At 63.7% G+C, this 19,143-nt stretch carries 15 protein-coding genes and 4 pseudogenes; 15 read left to right on the top strand and 4 right to left on the bottom strand.

What is annotated here, in order from left to right; genetic code table 11:
- Positions 1-101: 101 nt before the first annotated feature.
- Genes MYXE_RS20500 through MYXE_RS20490 form a run of 3 tightly spaced genes read right to left on the bottom strand, consistent with a single transcriptional unit; the run spans position 102 to position 2,050 of the window.
- A complete protein-coding gene (locus MYXE_RS20500; protein WP_232061667.1) occupies positions 102-383 on the bottom strand; it encodes an acyl-CoA dehydrogenase family protein in 282 nt (93 codons plus the stop codon).
- A gap of 45 nt (positions 384-428) precedes the next feature.
- Complete coding sequence (locus MYXE_RS20495) at positions 429-1,571, bottom strand: acyl-CoA dehydrogenase family protein (RefSeq protein ID WP_085193896.1); 1,143 nt, start codon at positions 1,569-1,571, stop codon at positions 429-431.
- A 44-nt stretch (positions 1,572-1,615) separates the two neighbouring features.
- Positions 1,616-2,050, bottom strand: a complete 435-nt coding sequence (locus tag MYXE_RS20490) for a PaaI family thioesterase (protein WP_085193898.1) — start codon at positions 2,048-2,050, stop codon at positions 1,616-1,618.
- Positions 2,051-2,130: 80 nt separating this feature from the next.
- Here MYXE_RS20490 and MYXE_RS20485 point away from each other — a divergent pair.
- The 11 genes and pseudogenes from MYXE_RS20485 to MYXE_RS20435 all read left to right on the top strand — a co-directional run.
- A pseudogene (locus MYXE_RS20485) lies at positions 2,131-2,853 on the top strand (NAD(P)H-dependent flavin oxidoreductase); the annotation flags it as partial.
- Entirely contained in the window at positions 2,850-3,479 is a 630-nt protein-coding gene (locus MYXE_RS20480; protein WP_085193902.1) for a TetR/AcrR family transcriptional regulator, read from the top strand. The pseudogene MYXE_RS20485 and the gene MYXE_RS20480, both read left to right, overlap by 4 nt.
- Position 3,480: 1 nt before the next feature.
- The gene (locus MYXE_RS20475) at positions 3,481-4,920 is read left to right on the top strand and encodes a flavin-containing monooxygenase (RefSeq protein ID WP_085193904.1); all 1,440 of its coding nucleotides are present in this window, start codon (positions 3,481-3,483) and stop codon (positions 4,918-4,920) included.
- Positions 4,921-4,933: 13 nt separating this feature from the next.
- Positions 4,934-5,953 carry an LLM class flavin-dependent oxidoreductase gene (locus MYXE_RS20470; protein WP_085193906.1) on the top strand — a complete coding sequence of 340 codons (1,020 nt, stop codon included), beginning with the start codon at positions 4,934-4,936 and terminating at the stop codon, positions 5,951-5,953.
- 156 nt (positions 5,954-6,109) lie between these two features.
- Positions 6,110-7,537: a flavin-containing monooxygenase gene (locus MYXE_RS20465; protein WP_232061666.1), complete on the top strand. Its 1,428-nt coding sequence runs from the start codon at positions 6,110-6,112 to the stop codon at positions 7,535-7,537.
- 2 nt (positions 7,538-7,539) lie between these two features.
- Positions 7,540-8,442, top strand: coding sequence for a short-chain dehydrogenase/reductase (locus MYXE_RS20460; protein ID WP_085193910.1), 903 nt, complete (start codon positions 7,540-7,542; stop codon positions 8,440-8,442).
- Positions 8,443-8,495: 53 nt separating this feature from the next.
- On the top strand, positions 8,496-9,506 hold the full coding sequence (locus MYXE_RS20455; protein WP_161552130.1) for an alpha/beta hydrolase: 1,011 nt from the start codon (positions 8,496-8,498) through the stop codon (positions 9,504-9,506).
- Entirely contained in the window at positions 9,503-11,176 is a 1,674-nt protein-coding gene (locus MYXE_RS20450; protein WP_085193915.1) for an AMP-binding protein, read from the top strand. Before MYXE_RS20455 ends, MYXE_RS20450 begins: the two co-directional genes overlap by 4 nt.
- Complete coding sequence (locus MYXE_RS20445; protein ID WP_085193917.1) at positions 11,173-12,159, top strand: SDR family NAD(P)-dependent oxidoreductase; 987 nt, start codon at positions 11,173-11,175, stop codon at positions 12,157-12,159. The genes MYXE_RS20450 and MYXE_RS20445 overlap by 4 nt, the downstream gene beginning before the upstream one ends.
- Positions 12,160-12,239: 80 nt before the next feature.
- Positions 12,240-12,449, top strand: a complete 210-nt coding sequence (locus MYXE_RS20440) for a hypothetical protein (protein WP_139821128.1) — start codon at positions 12,240-12,242, stop codon at positions 12,447-12,449.
- Between the two features lie 46 nt (positions 12,450-12,495).
- Positions 12,496-13,086, top strand: a pseudogene (locus tag MYXE_RS20435) (acyl-CoA dehydrogenase family protein); the annotation flags it as partial.
- Positions 13,087-13,257: 171 nt separating this feature from the next.
- Here the strand turns inward: MYXE_RS20435 and MYXE_RS20430 are convergent.
- Positions 13,258-14,658, bottom strand: a complete 1,401-nt coding sequence (locus MYXE_RS20430; RefSeq protein WP_161552128.1) for an IS1380 family transposase — start codon at positions 14,656-14,658, stop codon at positions 13,258-13,260.
- A gap of 121 nt (positions 14,659-14,779) precedes the next feature.
- On the opposite strand from MYXE_RS20430, the pseudogene MYXE_RS20425 reads away from it, so the two are divergent.
- The 4 genes and pseudogenes from MYXE_RS20425 to MYXE_RS20410 all read left to right on the top strand — a co-directional run.
- Positions 14,780-15,463 (top strand): annotated as a pseudogene (locus tag MYXE_RS20425) (acyl-CoA dehydrogenase family protein); the annotation flags it as partial.
- Positions 15,464-15,581: 118 nt separating this feature from the next.
- A complete protein-coding gene (locus tag MYXE_RS20420) occupies positions 15,582-16,961 on the top strand; it encodes an aldehyde dehydrogenase family protein (RefSeq protein WP_085193717.1) in 1,380 nt (459 codons plus the stop codon).
- A gap of 96 nt (positions 16,962-17,057) precedes the next feature.
- Positions 17,058-17,381 carry a globin family protein gene (locus tag MYXE_RS20415; protein WP_085193719.1) on the top strand — a complete coding sequence of 108 codons (324 nt, stop codon included), beginning with the start codon at positions 17,058-17,060 and terminating at the stop codon, positions 17,379-17,381.
- Between the two features lie 438 nt (positions 17,382-17,819).
- Positions 17,820-19,129, top strand: a pseudogene (locus MYXE_RS20410) (IS256 family transposase).
- The last annotated feature ends 14 nt before the right edge of the window (positions 19,130-19,143 follow it).

The raw sequence follows: 19,143 nt of genomic DNA, 5'->3' as shown, positions 1-19,143 counted from the left end.
CTGGTACAGGCCAGCGGATCACCCACGCCCCACCGCGCCACACTCGGCCGCATCCCAAAACAACCGCGTCGACGGCAACACGAAATCACCCATCCACGGATTCAGGCTAAGACGGCCGAGGCGAAGAACGGCCCGCCGAACAGGTGCGTGCCCATCTCCTCAAGCGCGATGCACAAGTCGACGTAGCCCAATCCCACTCCGCCGAACTCTTCTGGGATGTGAATGCCGGGCAGCCCGAGCTGTGCTCCCATCTGCTGCCAGACCGCAGCGTCGAAACCGGTCGGGGTGTCCATCAGGCGGCGCACCTCGGATTCGGGCGACTTTCTTTCGAGGAAATCGCGCACAGTGCGCCGCAGTTCGTGTTGTTCCGTGGAGAACGCCACCGCCGTCACCGTCCCTCGTCTAGTGCTGTCGTTGCCTGCCTGCCGTTAGCGTGGGACGTCTCGCCACGCGACGTTCTTGTCGACCCGGGCCTCCGCGGGCAGACCCAAGACCCGCTCGCCGAGGATGTTGCGCATAATCTCCGAGGTACCGCCCTCAATGGTGTTGGCGCGCGCCCGCAGATAGTCGCGAACGGTGTCGTTAGAGCTCGCCAGCCCCTGCAAGTCGAGCAGATACTCGGTGACCCGCTGATTGTGTTCGGCACCAGCGAGTTTGAGCACCGAGCCCATGGGGCCGGGCTGCCCACGGCCGGTCTCAGCAGCGAGCCGGGTGGCGGTCAGGGCGACGACGTTGGCTTCGACCCAGAGCTGCACTGCTCGATCGCGGCGCGCCTTATCGGGGCGCGCGGCGGCCCGGTAGGCGTCGAGAATTCGCACGCCGGGGCGTTCGCCGCCAGCCGCCATCGCACCACCGAGGGCCACCCGCTCGTTCATCAACATCGTGGTCGCTACCTGCCAGCCCTGGCCGACTTCCCCGATCCGGTCACGGTCGGCTATCCGCACGTCGGTGAGGTAGACCTCGTTGAACTCGGCGTCACCGGTGATTTGCCGAAGTGGACGCACGTCGATGCCCGGTGCGGTCATGTCGACCACGAAAGCGGTCAGCCCGGCATGCTTGGGCACGTCGGGATCGGTGCGTGCAATTAACAGTCCACGACGGGCGTGCTGCGCGGCGGAGGTCCAGACCTTCTGGCCGTTGACGACCCAGTTGTCACCATCACGCCGTGCGCGGGTGGCCAGCCCGGCCACGTCCGAGCCGGCTGAGGGTTCGCTGAACAGCTGACACCAGATCTCCTCGCCGGTGAACAGCGCACGCAAGTACCTGCTGCGCTGCTCGGGCTCGCCGTGGGCGAACAGCGCCGGCGCCACCATGCCCAACCCGATCGGGTTGTACCGGAAAGCGATCGGCGCTCCGGCGGCGGCCAGCCGCCGCTCCACCCGCGACTGCAAAGACCGATCGGCCTGCGCGCCGCCATCCTGCGGTGCCGCCCACACCCAGGCCAGACCGGCGTCGAAGCGGGCACCCAGAAACGTTTGGCGGTCGCAATCCCCGGGCGGATAGCGACACACCAAGGCCTCGACCTGCGCATCGAGGTCCACGGCGCCAGCCGCGGCCGGTTGTTCTGTCATGTTTGCCCCTTTCGACGCCTCTCGTGGCCGCGGGCTCACGGGCATCAGACGATGCGGTAGGTCTGCACCGCATGTGCGACCGCGTCGCCATTGGTGTCGGTGGCGGTGATCTCGGTGAAGACGAGTTCCTTGCGTCGCCGCACAGTGCGGGCATGGCACAGCAGGTCAGACTTTTTGGCGGTGCCCACATATTGGATGCTCATCGCTACCGTCGACGCGCGCATGCCCTTGGCGAAATCGTGGTTAGACCATGCGGCCGCGGCTCCAGTGGTGTCCATCAAAGACGCGATGACCCCGCCGTGAAAGTAGACGCCGTCGTTGGTCAAGTCCGCACGGTAGGGCAACCGGATGGTGACGGCGTCGGGTTCGTAACGTTCGAAGACGATGTCAAGGCCAGCCAGAAAAGGGGTGGACGGCATGAACTCCCGCACCGCCTGCCGGTGCCTGTCTTGCTGTTCGTCGGTCAACGGTTCGGCCATAGCCGGCACAGTACCGCACTCGATTGACATGTCAATCAATAACTCGTACCGTCGTGGAAATGCGAACCAGGGCCGCCGTGCTGCTCGGTGTGGCGTTCGCGCACGACATCCGGCTGATCGCCAGTGCCCTTGGCCCGCCGCTGGCCGACGTGGTCACACGCGCCCACGCCAACGAAGTGGTCGCGGCGCTGGCCGGCACCAGGCAGCATGCGGTACAGCACGCCGCGGCGGGAGTGGATCTCGTCGTCGCGCAGGGCACCGAGGCGAGCGGACACACCGGGGAGCTCTCGACGACGGTGGTAGACCCCGAGGTCGTCGAGGCGGTGTCGCCGACAGCCGTTCTGGCGGCGGGCGGCATTGCCCGCGGCTGCCAGGTCGCCGCCACGCTGGCGTCGGGTCCCGAGGGCGTGTGGTGCGGATCGGTATGGCTGACCACCGAGGAGGCCGAGATGCCGTCGGTGGTCAAGGACAAGTTTCTAGCTGCTTCCTCCTCGGACACGGTGCCGTCGCTGATCGGCAAGTTGGCCCGCACGGTGCGCACCGCCTGGACCGACGAGTGCGATCGGCACGACGCCCCGGAACCATTGGGCATGCCGTTGCAGAGCGCCCTGATCGGCGACCCGCAGTTGTGTATCCACCAAGCGGCCAGCAATGCGGATTCGCGGGCCCGCGAGCTGGCGACCTTTGTCGGGCAGGTCGTGGGCTCGCTGCAAAAGGTGCGGCCGGCGCGCTCGGGGGTGCTCGACATGGTCGACGAGTTCATCGACGAGGTGCAGCGCCTGGGCAAGCTGGTGCAGCGATGAGCACTACCACGCGCCGCCACCGTGCGGTCAGCGAGGAGGACAAGTCGGCGCGGCGCGATCAGATTTTGATGGCGGCTAAGAAAGTGTTCGCCCGCAAGGGTTTTCACGCCACGACCATCGCCGACGTCGCCAAAGAATCCGGGCTGGCTTACGGGTCGATCTACTGGTATTTCGACTCCAAGGATGAGTTATTCCACGCGTTGATGGCCGTCGAGGAGCAAGCATTGCGCGCTCACGTTTCAGCGGCTGTCGCTGCGGGCCGCGATGACGACGACGAGGCGTCATTTCGCACCGCGGTGCAAGCGACGTTGGAATTTTTCGAAGCCGACAAGGCATGCGTGAAACTACTGTTCCGCGACGCCTACGCGCTGGGCGACCGGTTCGAAAAGCACCTCGGCGGCATCTACGAGCGGTTCATCGACGACATCGAAACCTTCATCGTCGCCGGCCAGGAGCGCGGCGAGGTGGTGGCCGCCCCGCCCCGGATGGTCGCCTATACGCTGGCGGCGCTGATTGGCCAGCTGGCACACCGGCGGCTGTCCACCGGTGACGGCGTAACCGCGGCACAAGTCGCCGATTTCGTCGCCTCGCTGGTGCTTCACGGGCTGCGACCCAGGGAGAGCTGACATGCGATTCGTCATCATCGGAGCCGGCATGGCCGGGATCCTGGCCGCGATCAAGCTGCGCGAGGCCGGGTTCAGCGATGTCACGGTGTATGAAAAGGCCGATCGGCTCGGCGGGACCTGGCGGGAGAACACCTATCCTGGGATCGCGTGCGACGTGCCGGCCCACCTGTACAGCTACACGTTCGCCCCCAACCCGGAATGGAGCCACATGTTCGCGCCGGGCGCTGAGATTCTCGCCTACTTCGAGAACGTCGCCCGTCGTCACGGCATCGACAGGCTGATCTGTTACGGCGCTGAGGTGCGCCGATTACAACACGACGGAAACCGTTGGCGCATCGAGACTTCCGCCGGCAAGCGAGATGAGGCCGAGGTCGTCATCGCCGCCACGGGTGTGCTGCATCACCCGCGCTACCCGGACATCGACGGGCTCGACGAATTCGCCGGCGAGCTGTTCCACAGCGCCCGTTGGGATCACGACGTGCCGTTGGCGGGTGCCCGCCTCGGGGTGGTCGGCACCGGATCGTCGGCCGTACAAATCGTCGGCGCCATCGTCGACAGGGTCGGACAGCTGCACCTGTTCCAGCGCACTCCACAGTGGATCCTGCCGGTAGACAACCCGCTCATCGCTGAGGTGGACCGGAGCCGCTATCGCGAAAATCCCTCGGCACTAGTTGCATTGCGAGACGAGTTGAACACCAACTTTGTGCAGAACTTCGCCAACGCCGTCGTTGACGCGGATTCGCCGCAACTGAAACTGCTGGAGAAGATGTGCCACGCCAACCTCGAGGACAATGTGAGAGACCCTGTGTTGCGCGAGAAGCTGCGGCCTGATTATCGCGTCGGATGCAAGCGGCTGGTCGTCTCCGCGAACTTTTATGCCGCCATTCAACGGCCCAACGCTCACTTGATCACCGAGCGCATCGACCGCGTCGAGCCCGCGGGGGTGCGCACCAAAGACGGTGTTCTGCACCGGCTTGACGTGCTGGTGTTGGCCACCGGGTTCCGGGTGGACCGCTTCCTGCGGCCGATTGAGGTGCTTGGCCGCGGCGGCGTGAGCCTCGACGATGTGTGGGCGCAGCGTCCGGTCGCATACCTGTCGGTGTCGGTGCCCGACTTTCCCAATCTGTTCATGCTTAACGGGCCCAACGGGCCTGTCGGAAACTTCTCGCTGATCGACGCGGCGGAGGCCCAGATCGGTTATCTCATGCAGCTCATCGAGCTCCTGCGCGGCGGTGCGGCCAGTCAGATCAGCGCCAGCCACCAGGCCACGGCCCGCTTCGAGGCTGAGCGGGTAAAGGCCGCCCAGAAGACGGTGTGGGTGACCGGCTGCCGCAGCTGGTACCTCGACGACCGCGGCGTACCCGCCGCCTGGCCATGGAGTTTCAGTCGCTTCCGGGAAGTCATGCAGCGACCCGCTCTCGTCGACTACGAAATCGTGTAGCGGAAGACAATCGATGAGCACCTACGGAATCTCGGTCGTCGCGGGTAGGCTCCGAACACTCGGCACCACAGCGAACGCCGCCGATCGTGCCGGTTTCGACGCGATTTGGGCTTCAGAGTTCTACGTACGCTCAGGCACGATCTCGATGGCTGTGATAGCGGCGCAGACCCGGACTTGCCGGATCGGGTCTTCCATCCTCTACGGCATCGGCCGCAGCCCGCTTGTACTGGCTACCGAGGCACGAGACCTCGACGAATTATCCGGAGGCCGTATCGTGTTGGGCATCGGCAACGGCACCAAGCGGATGATGAATGACTGGCACGGTATCGCCGACACCTCCGCCCCTGCGCTGCGCATCGAAGAACTGGTTCCGCTGGTGCGGCGCATTTGGCACCTCCACGAAGGGCCTATCCACCATGAAGGCCGCTTTTATCGGCTTAACCTGTTACCGACGGGCGCTGTCGAACCGCCTCAGCGTGAAATTCCGATCTTCACAGCAGGTGTGCGTCCCCGGATGTGTGAAGCAGCAGGACGCGTGGCCGATGGTCTGGCCGGGCATCCGCTCTTCACGACCACCTATGTCGATGAAGTCGTCCGCCCGGCCGTCGCCAAGGGAGCCGCCCACGTTGGCCGCGACCCCCGCGACATCGAGATCGTCTCGATGGTCCTGTGTTCCATCCACGACGACCCGGAGATAGCCCGCCGTGAGCTGGCACAACAGATCGCGTTCTACGCCTCAGTGAAAACCTACCAACCCGTTCTCGACGTCAACGGATTTGCCAGACAAGGCCATGCCATCCGAGAAGCCTTCGCCCGTCATGACTTTCGCGCCATGGTCGACGCTGTCTCCGACACAATGATCGACACTATGGGCGTGGCGGGAACCGCGAGCCAAGTGTGCGACGGCCTGCGTCGCTATGAGGGTGTGCTGGACCACATCGTGCTATGCGCTCCCGCTATCGGAGTGGAGCCTGAGCGGATACAGGAAAACCTGGACGCCCTGATCGCGCTGCATCGAACGGTACGACACTGATCGAATCGGTCAAGGCGTTGGCCGAGTCGGTCATGGAACTAGGCAGTCCGCGATTTGTAGCTTCGGACCATGTCAGTGGGACGAAGCGCGCCGGGCACATCATCGACCAGAGATCCGCGGGTCATTATCGTGGGAGCCGGCATGTCGGGGATTTGCATGGCGGCCAAGCTGAAGCTGGTCGGAATCAGCAACTTCCGCGTGCTGGAGAAGGCCACCGATATTGGTGGCACGTGGCGGGATAACCGCTATCCCGGGTTGCACTGCGATGTGCCGTCGGCCTTCTACCAATATTCGTTCCACCACAACCCGAACTGGTCGCGTTGGTTGTCGCCGGGCAAGGAGATATACAACTATTTCAGCGCCGTGGTCCAGCACTACGGTCTGCGCGAACACATTGAATTGGGCGTCGAGGTCACGCGGGCCGAATTCGTAAACGGTGTGTGGCGAGTCCACGATTCGGTCGGCGCGGTGCGTGAGGCCGATTTTCTGATCGCCGCGACCGGGGTGCTGCATCATCCATTACGGCCAGAAATTCCAGGATTGGATGATTTCGCGGGGGCTATGTTTCACTCTGCACGGTGGGACGACGCGGTGTGTTTGACCGGTAAGCGGGTAGCCGTTGTCGGCACCGGCTCCACCGGTGCGCAGATCGTCACGGCACTTGCCGGGCGGGTCGCTCACCTCGACCTGTTTCAGCGCACCGCGCAATGGGTGCTGCCGTTGCCCAACTGGCCGACCGACCCGGTCACCAGGTTTCTGCGGGCCAAGGTGCCTGGGTGGATGACCGCAGAGTATGCGTTGATCAAATCGGCGTTTTCGCTCTTCGCCAAGGCACTGATCGCGCCGGGCTGGCAGCGTTGGCTCGTCGGCACGCTGTGCCGAATGCACCTGCGCACCGTGCGTAATCTGGAACTGCGCCGGAAGTTGACCCCGGTCTACCAGCCGGGCTGCAAGCGGTTGGTAATGTCCGGCGGATTCTACCGGGCGGTGCAGCGCCGCAACATCGACGTGGTCACCACACCGATCGACCACGTCGAAGCGCGCGGAATCGTCACCACCGACGGGCAACTGCACGAGGTCGACGTCCTCGTACTGGCCACCGGGTTCGACGCGCACGCCTACCTGCGCCCGATGGAACTGATCGGACCGGAAGGCCGCACCTTGTCTGAGTGCTGGCAGAACGGTCCGCATGCGTACCGCACGATCGGGCTGCCCGGGTTCCCGAACTTCTTTATGCTGATGGGTCCACACAGCCCGATCGGCAATTTCTCGCTGGTGGCAATCGCCGAAACCCAGTCCGATTACATCTTGCGATGGATTCGCGCCTGGCAGCAGCGCCAGTTCACTCTCGCTGCACCGACAGCAGAATCCACCGCCAACTACAACGCCGCGCTTCGTGCCGCGTTGCCGGGCACGGTCTGGGCATCGGGGTGCTCTAGCTGGTATCTGGGCCAAGACGGCACCCCTGAGGTGTGGCCATGGACCCCTAAACACCACGCACGGATGTTGTCGGACCTGCATTCCGAAGAGTTTTGCTTCGACGATGACCTCGTCGGCGCCGCAGTACCGGGCAGAAGGATGTGACAATGCAGCTGAGGGGAAAACGTGTCCTGATCACCGGCGGCGGCCGGGGCATTGGCGCGGCCACCGCGCGTCGGCTCGCCGGCGCCGGTGCGCGCGTGGCCCTGCTGGACATTGAGCAGGACCGGGTCATGCACACCGCCGCGGCGTTGGGACCCGGCCACCTCGGGCTGGTCGCGGATGTGACCGACAGCGCTTCACTCGATGAGGCAGTGCGGACTGTGGTGGACGCTTTCGGCGGGCTTGACGTGGTCGTGGCCAACGCGGGCGTTGCCAGTTGGCAAACGGTGCCCGCGACTGACATCGACGCCTGGGTACGTACCGTCGACGTAAACCTGACTGGGGTGTTTCGAACGGTACGCGCAACGATCCCACACGTGATCGCCAGCAAGGGGTACATACTCGTGGTGTCTTCACTGGCCTCCATCGTGCCGATGCCAGGCGGAAGTGCCTACGGCGCAAGCAAATCTGGTGTCGAAGGATTCGCCAACGCGCTGCGCCTGGAGATGCATCCACACGGGGTCGCCGTCGGCTCAGCTCACATGAGCGTTATCAGCACGGACCTTGTCGGCGACCTCACCGAGAATTCCTCGGCGCTCAAGGCGCTGAAGCGGGTCATCGCTCGCGCCGGCGCAACGCGGACTGCCGATGAGTGCGCCGTGTTGTTCGTGCGCGGAATCGAAAAGCGCGCCCGCCGGGTGTACGTGCCGCGGGGCACAGTAGTGCTGCAGTGGTTGCGCCCGCTGCTGTACTCCTCACTCCTGGATCGGTTCATTGCCAGCGCCGGACGCTCGCGGCTTAGGCGCGGGATGGCGGTGATCGACGGGCTGAGTGCGTCAGCACCGGAGCGGGTGCTCGTGCACACGACCGGGCCGGTACCGCAACGCCGCAAGTCGGCTTTCGAGTAAGTGCTCGATAGGTGAGCAGGAACCGGTCCTCCGCGCGATCGCCTTTCTCGACTGTGTTCGTACCGCCGCAGCCCAGCCGGGCATCGGTGCTGCTGGCGGCACTGGCGCGACAGACGCTTCGTCCGATCGTGCGTGGCATCCGGCCGGGAGCGCGGGATGATCAGATCCGTCGCGCGTTGGCGATTGTCGATCGGCGGACCCGCTACCTGCATGTGCCACTGAGCACACCGCTGCGGGGCGCCTCTGTGCACCGAGTCGATCTCGACACGTGCGAGGCCGAATGGATCGCTGCTGCACACCGGGCCGCCGTCAAACGGGTGATCCTGTACTTCCACGGCGGCGGGTTCGTTATCGGCGGTCCGCAAACCCATCGCCGGCTGGTGTCCCGGCTTTCGGCGGCGTGTGGCGGCACTCCGGTGTGCAGCGTCGAATATCGGCAGCTGCCGGATGTTCCCATCGCCGATTCGGTCGGCGACTGTGTGAGGGCCTACCAGTGTCTGCTGCGTCGATATGCATCGTCGGAGATCGTGTTGGCGGGCGATTCTGCTGGCGGCCATCTGGCGTTGGCGGTCGCGGTAGCATCGCGAAAGCTCGAACTTCCGCAACCGGCAGGGATCTTCGCGATCTCCCCCTGGATCGACCTGGCTGCCGATGCGGTGCACCGCTGTCCGAATGTGGGAAGTGACCCCTACATCACCCCTAACATGCTGAGTTGGATCGGTCACCTGCACGAGAGCCGGTTCGGTCCTTTGCGCACCGAGTTGTGCGATTCGGATTGCGACCTGTCCGGTGTGGCGCCGACTTTGATACAAGTCGGGGGGCTGGAGATCCTCGTGTCGGATGCGGAGGCGTTCACCGCGCGGCTTGTCGCCGATGGTGTGCCGTGCCAGCTGCAGGTCTACCCCGGTCAGATGCACGTTTTTCATCTGCTCGCTGACGTGCTACCCGAAGCGCGGTTTGCGATCCACGAGCTCGCTCTCTTTGTGGAGGCGTCCACCCGACCACACACCGCGGCGCTCCGCGGTCAGAGAAAGCGGCTGGCACAGGGGACTGTGATCACGTGAGCACAAGAACACAAACTTCCGATCGGATCTCACTTCCGGCAGTGCGGGCAGCAGCATCAGTAGCCCGGTCCGGGTTGATCCCATGGAACCCCTTTAGAGCGTTGGCGATTGCGCTGGCCGTCCGGCGCCATGGTCGCTCACTGGCCACGTTGTCGGCGGTTGGCGCCGCTCGTAGCCCAGACACGCTCGCGGTCGTCGATGACTTCGGCTCTATCACATATCGGCAATTATTTGAACGGGTATGTCGTATCGCAGGGGCGATGCACTACGTCTACGGCGTCCGGGCGGGCAGCACGGTCGCCGTGCTCGCTCGCAACCACCGCTACTTCGCGGAAGCTGTGCTGGGCGCCGCGCGAGCGGGCGCCGACCTGCTGCTAGTGAACGCTGAGATGTCTGCCGAGCAGCTGACCAAGATTCTCGCCCGACACCAGCCTGCCATGCTGATCCATGACCCGGAGTATTGCCCGACGCTAGCGGGCGTCGACTGCGATCGCGTGCTCACCTATGGCGACAGTGACCATGTCTTGGCCAACCTGGCAGCACGGCGTGCTCCCGTTCCGCCACCGGTCCGGCGGCTCGGCAAGCTGATCCTGCTGACTTCGGGCACAACAGGACTGGCCAAAAGTGCAGCTCGCCGGACCCGCCCGGATGCACTGGTCGGGGCGGCTTTGAGCGCCGCTCCCTTGGTCGATGTGCGCCGCGGCAGCGTGATCTACATCGCGGCGCCGTTCTTCCATGGCTTCGGTTTGGCACAACTTGCCATCGCCCTGCTGACCAGCAGCACGGTGGTCACCCGGTCACGGTTCGACGCCGAACACATGCTCGACGCGTTGCGTCGGCACCGGGTGACCGTCTTGGCCGCTGTGCCCACCATGCTGCAGCGCATGGTTGATCGTTGCGGCGACTCTGCGATCCAACTGCATGGCACGCGGGTTCGCCGGATCATCACTGGCGCTGCCCCTATATCCATCCAGTTGTGCCGCCGGCTCGACGATCTGTTCGGCCCCGTGTTAGTAGTTGGCTACGGATCGACCGAGCTCGGCGTGGTCGCCCTCGCAGGACCCGACGACATCGCGGCCGCCCCTGGAACTGTCGGTAGACCAGTAATCGGCGTCTCGGTCCGGATCCTCCGGGAAGACCGCAGCGACGCGGCATCCGGGGAGACCGGCACCGTATTCGTCGCGGGGCCAATGAAATTCGATGAATACCTTGGTGGTAGCGACGTCGAAGTGGTCGACGGTCACCTCAACACCGGCGATCTGGGCCACCTCGACCAGGCTGGCAGGTTGTACATCGCTGGTCGGGAAGACGACATGATCGTCTCAGGCGGAGAGAATGTCTTCGCCACTGAGGTCGAGAATGTCCTTGCGCACCATCCCGCTATCGCCGACGTCGGGGTGATCGGAGTGCCAGACAACGAATTCGGACAGCGCCTCCGCGCCTATATCCAGCCGCGCGACGACGTTGCCGCGCCGACACCTGACGAGGTGAAGGCGTTCGTGCGGGAACGCTTGGAGCGCTATAAGACTCCGCGCGATGTCGTGTTCGTCAACAGCCTTCCTCGAAATCCGACGGGAAAGCTGCTGCGGTCGCGTTTGCATCAGTTCGACGAGACAACCACGCCATCAGCGGCGCCGCCCGGACTCGCCGCCGGAGGCAAACCTGAATGACACCCCCGCTGCCTCAAAAGTGGCCCGACAAGTTCGAACAACGGCACACCCAACCGCTCGCACGGTTTTTCGGCCGCATCACTTCACCGAAGATGCTGCGCAACCATGACCAGCTCACCGAAGCGGTGCGGGGCAAGGTGGTGGTGATCACCGGTGCGTCCACCGGACTTGGCGCCGCCGTCGCGAGGCACTGCGGCCGGGCGGGCGCGATCGTTGTCATGTGCGCCCGCAGCACCGACGCGCTGGATCGGGTGGCCCGCACGATCCAGGCGGACGGCGGCCCCGCGTTTCCATACTCGGTCGACATGGCGGACTCGGAGCAGGTGCGTGACTTCGCCACTAGTATTCTGCGTGACCACGGCCAGGTGGATGTGCTCATCCATAATGCGGGCAAATCGCTGAACCGCTCCGTCCACCTGTCTTACCGGCGCCCTAAGGATTTGTTCGCCACCACCGGTGTGAACTATCTGGGCCCTGCCCGGCTAACCCTGTTGCTGCTGCCATATATGCGCGCACGCCGCAGCGGGCACATCATCAACATCGCCACTGCCGGCTTGCTGCTATTTCCCGCGCCGCGCTGGGGGTTTTACCTGGCATCGAAGGCCGCGTTCGACTGGTGGCTGCGAGCGGTGGCCTCGGAAGTGCGTCGCGACGGCATCGCCACCACGCATTACTACCTGGGCAGCGTCCGGACCAAGATGAGCGCGCCCGACCAGCTATTGAAGCTGCTGCCCAACCAGTCGGCCGAGGATGCTGCGTGGGGCGTAGCCCGAGCCATCGTGAAGCGCCCCCGAGCCGTAGCTTGGCGACCGCTGTTCGGCGTTCACGCGCTCACCGTAGCGCTGCGCGGCCCTCTGGAGGTTGTCTGCGGCCTCGCGCTCAAGTACACCCATGACACGGCGGCCAGCACATCTCGGGGGCTGCCACAGGAGAATTGGGCTTACGGCGACCCGCCCTGCCACTATTTGACCAATGGCAGCTAACCGCGACGCGAGCGCTTCGATCAACCAATCGAGTAGTTCGGTCATCGGATCCCCTCCGGCAGGCCGATAACGTCAATCACATGGTGCTCGACAACGTGCGCGCGCAACCCGCCATTCAACACGTGCGCCGTGATCGTCTGAAATACCACCGAATTGGCGTCACCGGCGAGCTGACCTTCGGCCCATCATCATTCACACTGGATTTGAAAATATGCGGGCGGCCTTGGCGGCTTGTCGGCGCTGTGAACCGAACGCAGCAAGCTTGGCTTCTCAAGGGCAGCAGAAGATGACATCGAACGAAGAATCAAACTTCAGTCAATATGTCCGGAGGCTATTGTGATCGAATGGTCCGATACAGACCTGATCACGCGCGATGCCATCCGGCGGTTCATCAAGAAAGAGATCGTCCCAAACCTCGCGAAGTTGGAGAGCGGCGAGATGCCGCCATATCCGATCCTGCGAAAGCTGTTCAGCGAGTTCGGTATCGACGTGATGGCTGCTGAGGCGGTTAAGAATTTGCTGGATCGGGAACGAGCCAAAGAGGCTGAGATCGACGCTTGCGAACCTGAAGCGCGACAGAAACGACAAGTTATTGCTGTCACCCACGGTATGGCCGCCCAGGCGTCCATGATCGCCATTCTGCTAAGCGAGCTGGCCGGGACGAGCCTTGGTCTGGTGGCGGCTGCGGGTGTGTCGCTTGGGCTGGGCGCAGCTACGATCTTGTCGCGTGGATCGTTAGCCCAAAAGGAGCGGTGGCTCCCGGACCTTATGACCTTCAATAAGATCGCGGCCTGGGCGATCACCGAGCCCGACTCCGGATCAGACGCATTCGGCGGCATGAAGACATACGTCAAGCGCGACGGAGACGATTACATCCTCAACGGACAGAAAACGTTCATCACCAACGGTCCGTATGCGGACGTCTTAGCCTGAATCCGTGGATGGGTGATTTCGTGTTGCCGTCGACGCGGTTGTTTTGGGATGCGGCCGAGTGTGGCGCGGTGGGGCGTGGGTGATCCGCTGGCCTGTACCAGCTTTCCTTTGGGTTCCTTGGGTCGGGCCTGGGATGGCGGGGCGGACAGGGCTTGGAAGGTGGGGTCAGGCGGCGCGGGGTTGCGCGATCGGGTAACCGATGACGTTGTGCCACAGGGCCTTCCATCTGGCTCGCCAATGCCAGTGGGCGGGTAGGTGCAGCATTGGTTTGCGGGCCGGGGCGGCGAAGCGGGCCGGGATGTTGATCAGGTCGCGGCGCAGGGTAGCCCCGCGGGCCACGGCATGGTGGCCACCGGCGAGGGTGCCGACGGCGCGCAGCAGGTTATGGGCGATCACCGCGCAGGCCAGCCAGGCGCAGGCCGCGAACAGCCCCGACGGGATGTGTGCCAGTGGGCCGTCGATTAAATCGGCGAAGGTGGTTTCGATGATGGCGTGGCGTCGGTGGGTGATATCGGCCTGGTCGACCGGCAGCGCGGAGTTGGTGACAAACGGGTGATAGCGCCACACCGGAAACAACGCATCCAGGTGGCGGGCGTCTTTGACCCGGCGCACTACCAGCCGCACGGTCAGTGTTCGGCCGCGGGCCAGGCGCAGGGTGTAGGGGGTTTCGGCGACCTGGGCATCGGAGATCAACGCCCCGGTGTCGGGGTCTTCGACCGCGCCCGGGTAGTGCACCGGGGTCCAGGCGGCCTCGTCGATGGCGGCGATCGCGGCGTTGATGCGCTTGTTGCGGCTGATCGACAGGGAGAATTCGGCGCCTCGCTGAATGCAGGTGGTGATCACTTTCTTGGTGCCAAACATTGAGTCGCCGCGCACCAGGATCGGCGCGTCGGGGTTGATCGCTTTCGCGGTGGTGATCGCCTGCTTGAGCTGGTATGCGGCACCGCGCCCGGAGGCGGCTTTGCCGCTCCGTAGCTGCGCCTCGGCGATCACCGGCGCGGCGGTCGCCGTGGAGATGGTGGTGATCTGTGGGGACAGGCCCAGCCGCAGCAGCGCGCGGCTGGCGATCTTGGCATGACCGAAGGAGGCGCCCTGCTTGGCGTGGCCGTAGACCGGGCGCAGCAGCGAGTCGATGTCCAAAAACATCCGCTCGTCGGCGCCAGCCAGCAGCGGGGTGCGCGCCGCCAGTGCGATCAGATGCTCGCGGGCCACTGCGGCGAGTTGTTTGGTATGCCCGAAGGTGAACTCGCGCAAAAAGATCCCCAACGTCGATGGGGCATATACCTCGTTGAACACCCGGGGTGTGCCGCCGGCGCGCAGCACATTGGCATCATCGATGCTGTCCGCGCCGCACATCATCCCGGCGACGATCGAGGTCAGCTTGCCAGCCGGGTTGACCGCGCCGGACTTCACCCGAGTCGACGGCAGATCCACGCGCTCGTTGATCAATTCCGAAAGACCGGTCTGCTCAGCCAGTTCCAGCACTGGCACCAACCCGGCCGCCGACAGCAGATTCTGCTCGTCAAACACCGCCGATCCGGTGGTGAACGTATACGATGAGTGCATCGAAAGTGCCTTCCCGGACTATGGACAAATGCGGCCTCAGCACTCGTATTGTCCCAGTTCAGAAGGCATTTTCGCTGTTCACACGCCGATCAAATCACCGGAACCATCCACGGATTTAGGCTTAGTAGTCTACGCGAAGCTCGATGATGGAGACCAAAGTGTGAACCAGCGTGATCGCACGGTATTGACGTTTGTACTTGACGCCGGCATGGAGGGTCTGAGACAAGGAAAGCCTTTCAAGAAGATGGGCATGCACTCCTCGCCGACCGGCGAGGTGTTCTTCGATAATGTTCGGGTCACCAGGGACCGGCTGCTCGGCGAAAGTGAGCGGGCTGAAGGAAGAGATGGCCGCGATAGCGCGCGATCGAGCTTCACCGCTGAACGCGTAGGAGTTGCGATTCTCGCCCTCGGGATCATCGAACAATGTCACCGCCTTTGCATCGAATACGCACGGACACGCAGGTTATGGGGGCAGGAGATCGGACAATTCCAGCTGATCCAACTGAAGCTAGCCAAGATGGAGGTCGCGCGGATCAACGTGCAGAACATGGTTTTCCAGACACTAGAGAAGCTGAAAGCCGGGCGGATCCCCACGCTCGCAGAGGCGTCCGCAATCAAGTTGTATTCCTCAGAGGCGGCTACTGAGGTTGCAATGGAAGCCGTTCAGTTGTTCGGTGGTAATGGCTACATGGCGGAATATCGCGTGGAACAGCTTGCGCGCGACGCAAAGTCGTTGATGATCTACGCCGGCACCAACGAGGTGCAGATCACCCACATCGCGAAAGGCCTATTAACAGGGCGATGACACCTGGCTTGCCGTGGCGACGGTGGCGAAACCCTCGGCTGCGACGTAGCGATTCCTCACCGCCGGAGAAACTGATTGCCATTGGTGTGGTGCGGATTGTGGAATCTGGGGGTCGCAAATGAAGGTTTCCGCCACCCGACGTGGCGCCGAAGGAGGTGTGATAGCTGATGTCCGTGAAGCATTCGCACGCGGACACACGCGATCTCTGGATTGGCGGACCGCACAGCTTCGAGGTGTTGAAAAGATCTGCCGGGAAAGAGAATCCGATATCGCAGATGCACTTGCTAGTGATCTCGGCCGTCCGCATCTCGAGGCATGGATGGGTGATATCGCCTCGACAAAGACGGAGGCGTCCTTCGCCCGTAAGCACCTAAAGTCCTGGATGCGGCGCACGAGGACGTCGATACCATTGGTGCAGAGACCAGCTCGCGCGTGGATACAGTACGAACCGTTGGGTGTGGTCTTGATCATCGGGCCATGGAACTATCCGTTCTATCTCACTATGGCGCCGGTCGTAGCGGCCGTGGCGGCCGGCAACGGCGTGGTTATCAAACCCTCGGAGTTGGCCCCGGCGACCTCTTCGTTGATCAGCGAGTTGGTGCCGCAATACCTCGACAGCACTACCATTCGCGTCGTGCTCGGCGGCGCTCAGAAGACCCAGGAACTGCTGGCAGAGGGATACGATCATGTGTTTTTCACCGGAGGGACGGAAGTCGGCCGTAAGGTGATGACAGCGGCGGCCGCCACACTCACCCCTGTCACGTTGGAACTTGGCGGGAAATGCCCGGCTGTCGTAGCTGCTGACGCCGACATCGACGTGGCCGCGCGAAGGATTGCCTACACGAAGCTGATCAACTCAGGACAGACATGCATCGCGCCAGACTACGTGCTGGCCGAAGAAGCGATCGTCAACCAATTCGTACCGAAGGTGACGGCATATCTGCGGAAATTCGCCTCGGCGCCGTCCTTGCGAATCGTCAATGACCACCATTTTGACCGACTGGTGTCAATGATCGGCGACATGCACGGCCAAATCGTCACCGGCGGTGACTTCGACCGGGCCGCATTGCGGATCGAGCCGACGGTGATCCTCGACCCTGATCCGTCCGATAGGATAATGGCTGAGGAGATTTTCGGCCCCGTGTTACCTATCATTAGCGTAAAATCCATCGATGCAGCGGTAAAATTCGTGAACAGCCGCGAGAAGCCGCTGGCGCTATACGTTTTCACCCAATCCTCATCCTTGGCTAGAAAAGTCATCGACCGCGCACCGTCGGGCGGGGCGGTCATCAACCACGCGATCATGCACTGCTTGGTGCCCCAGCTGCCATTCGGAGGTGTCGGCGCCAGCGGCATCGGCGCCTACCACGGCAAGTGGGGGTTCGAAGCCCTCAGCCACCGCCGCGCGGTCCTGGCCAAGTCGGCTCGGCCGGATCCGGGTCTCATCTATCCTCCGTACAGCAGCCGTGCGGTCAAGGTACTGCGTAGATTGCTCTGAAGCGACGAGTCCCTGGCGCTCTTGTTCGTGTAGGTTCTGGTGTTCCCGGCTTTTGTGGGACTCCTGCGATATTCGAGGTCGACGCGAAGAGCGCAGATGCAAGCACGAACCATTCCCGGATACACCTACGGCCAGCCGGACGTCGTGCCGTCGCCGGTGACCGCACGCGATGTCGAACTGCTCAAGGCCACGCTGCTCTCGAGTGATGCAGACGAGGACTTTCTTCGGAGCGCCGTCGAGGATGCTCATGCCGCGGCCTTCACTCCACAAGCCGACCGCATGCATCCCATACACGAACGCTGTGTACAGGGCCGTATCATCCATTGCCGCATTGGTGACCTGGCCTCGACCCGATTGCGGGCGTTTGTAGAGAGCGGCGACGCTGCCGAGCAGCATCCCGTCGCCGGCGAAGCCGCATGATATTGCCGGGCGGCACAGGCTGTTCGTCCGGACGGCTGATAGGCCGAGAACCGCGGCGATCGCGATGTAGTTGATCTCGCGGCGCGCGGTGTCGGCCAAAGATCCGGTCTGGTTAGCCCGTCATTCGCCCACAGACCAGTCGCGGGTTGCATGGCTCGAGATCGGGCTGGCCGATGCCGAGGCGCCCGGCGACGCGTAGACGGACCCCGTGAGGAAGACGTCGCAGTGGCAAACGAGTAAAGCAGTAGAATGCCTCCTGATCCGGGAATCGTTCAGATTTAGCTTGATGTTGTGTTTGCCCCGATGAGCAATGATCAGAACCTGTGGATGAGCCTCGGCGAGGCGGCGTGATTGGGCGCACCTTCCCGAGGATGATCTGAAGTCCATTTGTCTGATCAAGGACCGGCGTTGACGCGCTGGTTCGGGAAGGTACGACCCATGCTCAATGTAGTCCCTGAGGCCGGCGATCGTGATGGTTCGGCTGCGCCTGTCGTGTTGGCGGGCCCGGTGTCGTCGGTGATCGATGAGATCGTGCGCGAGGGTGCGCAGCAGATGCTGGCCGCGGCGTTGCGGGCCGAGGTGGCCGCCTATTGTGCCCAGTTCGCCGATGAGCGCGACGAGAACGGGCATCGGCTGGTGGTGCGCAACGGCTATCACGAGCCGCGTGAGGTGACCACCGCCGCGGGTGCGATCGAGGTGCACGCGCCGCGGGTCAACGATAAGCGGGTTGACCCGGAAACCGGTGAGCGGGTGCGGTTTTCCTCGGCGATCCTGCCGCCGTGGGCGCGCAAGACCCCGCAGGTGGAGCAGGTGCTGCCGCTGCTGTACCTGCATGGGCTCTCGTCGCAGGACTTCGGGCGGCGCTGGGCCAGTTTCTGGGCTCGACCAAGGGCCTGTCGGCGGCCACGATCACCAAGCTGACCCAGACCTGGCAAGCCGAGCAGAAGGCGTTTTCGGCCCGCGACCTCTCGGGTGTGGACTATGTGTACGTGTGGGCCGACGGCATCCACGTCAACGTGCGCCTGGAGGAGACCAAGCTGTGCCTGCTGGTGCTGATCGGGGTGCGCGCGGATGGCCGCAAAGAGCTGATCGCCCTCGATGACGGCTACCGCGAGGCCACCGAGTCGTGGGCGGATCTGTTGCGTGACTGCAAGCGGCGCGGCATGCGCGCGCCGGTACTGGCCATCGGGGATGGCGCACTGGGGTTCTGGGGCGCGCTGCGCGAGGTGTTCCCGGAGACCAAGGAACAGCGCTGCTGGTTTCATAAGATTGCGAATGTTCTTGCCGCACTGCCGAAATCCGCGCACCCCGGCGCGAAGAAGGCGCTCGCAGAGATCTGGAACGCCGAGGACAAACGCCACGCGCTGAACGCGGTCAAGGCATTCGAGGCGGCCTACGGCGCCAAGTATCCCAAGGCGGTCGCCAAAATCACCGACGACCTCGACCAGCTGCTGGCCTTCTACGACTTCCCCGCCGAGCATTGGGTGCACCTGAGAACGACAAATCCCATCGAATCCACCTTCTCAACGGTGCGTAATCGAAGCAAGATCACCAAGGGTCCGGGCTCACGCGCGGCGGGAATCGCCGTGGCCTACAAGCTAATCGAGGCCGCCCAGTCACGCTGGCGCGCGGTGAACGCACCCCACCTGGTCGCCCTCGTCCGGGCCGGCGCCAAGTTCGAGAACGGCAAACTCCTCGAACGCACCGACGAACCGGCCACCGAGGAAGCCCGGAAGGAGGCCGCCTGAAATTCTCCATCCAC

This window comes from Mycobacterium xenopi (assembly GCF_009936235.1).
Taxonomy (GTDB): domain Bacteria; phylum Actinomycetota; class Actinomycetes; order Mycobacteriales; family Mycobacteriaceae; genus Mycobacterium; species Mycobacterium xenopi.
This window is presented reverse-complemented; position numbering and strand designations above follow the sequence as displayed.

What these genes read in the sequence shown, in the direction of transcription:
- MYXE_RS20460 (WP_085193910.1), top strand. Translation starts at nt 7,540, where the DNA reads ATGCAGCTGAGGGGAAAACGTGTCCTGATCACCGGCGGCGGCCGGGGC.
- MYXE_RS20490 (WP_085193898.1), bottom strand. Translation starts at nt 2,050, where the DNA reads ATGGCCGAACCGTTGACCGACGAACAGCAAGACAGGCACCGGCAGGCG.
- MYXE_RS20430 (WP_161552128.1), bottom strand. Translation starts at nt 14,658, where the DNA reads ATGCACTCATCGTATACGTTCACCACCGGATCGGCGGTGTTTGACGAG.
- MYXE_RS20495 (WP_085193896.1), bottom strand. Translation starts at nt 1,571, where the DNA reads ATGACAGAACAACCGGCCGCGGCTGGCGCCGTGGACCTCGATGCGCAG.
- MYXE_RS20475 (WP_085193904.1), top strand. Translation starts at nt 3,481, where the DNA reads ATGCGATTCGTCATCATCGGAGCCGGCATGGCCGGGATCCTGGCCGCG.
- MYXE_RS20470 (WP_085193906.1), top strand. Translation starts at nt 4,934, where the DNA reads ATGAGCACCTACGGAATCTCGGTCGTCGCGGGTAGGCTCCGAACACTC.
- MYXE_RS20440 (WP_139821128.1), top strand. Translation starts at nt 12,240, where the DNA reads ATGGTGCTCGACAACGTGCGCGCGCAACCCGCCATTCAACACGTGCGC.
- MYXE_RS20465 (WP_232061666.1), top strand. Translation starts at nt 6,110, where the DNA reads ATGGCGGCCAAGCTGAAGCTGGTCGGAATCAGCAACTTCCGCGTGCTG.
- MYXE_RS20415 (WP_085193719.1), top strand. Translation starts at nt 17,058, where the DNA reads ATGCAAGCACGAACCATTCCCGGATACACCTACGGCCAGCCGGACGTC.
- MYXE_RS20420 (WP_085193717.1), top strand. Translation starts at nt 15,582, where the DNA reads ATGAAGGTTTCCGCCACCCGACGTGGCGCCGAAGGAGGTGTGATAGCT.
- MYXE_RS20445 (WP_085193917.1), top strand. Translation starts at nt 11,173, where the DNA reads ATGACACCCCCGCTGCCTCAAAAGTGGCCCGACAAGTTCGAACAACGG.
- MYXE_RS20480 (WP_085193902.1), top strand. Translation starts at nt 2,850, where the DNA reads ATGAGCACTACCACGCGCCGCCACCGTGCGGTCAGCGAGGAGGACAAG.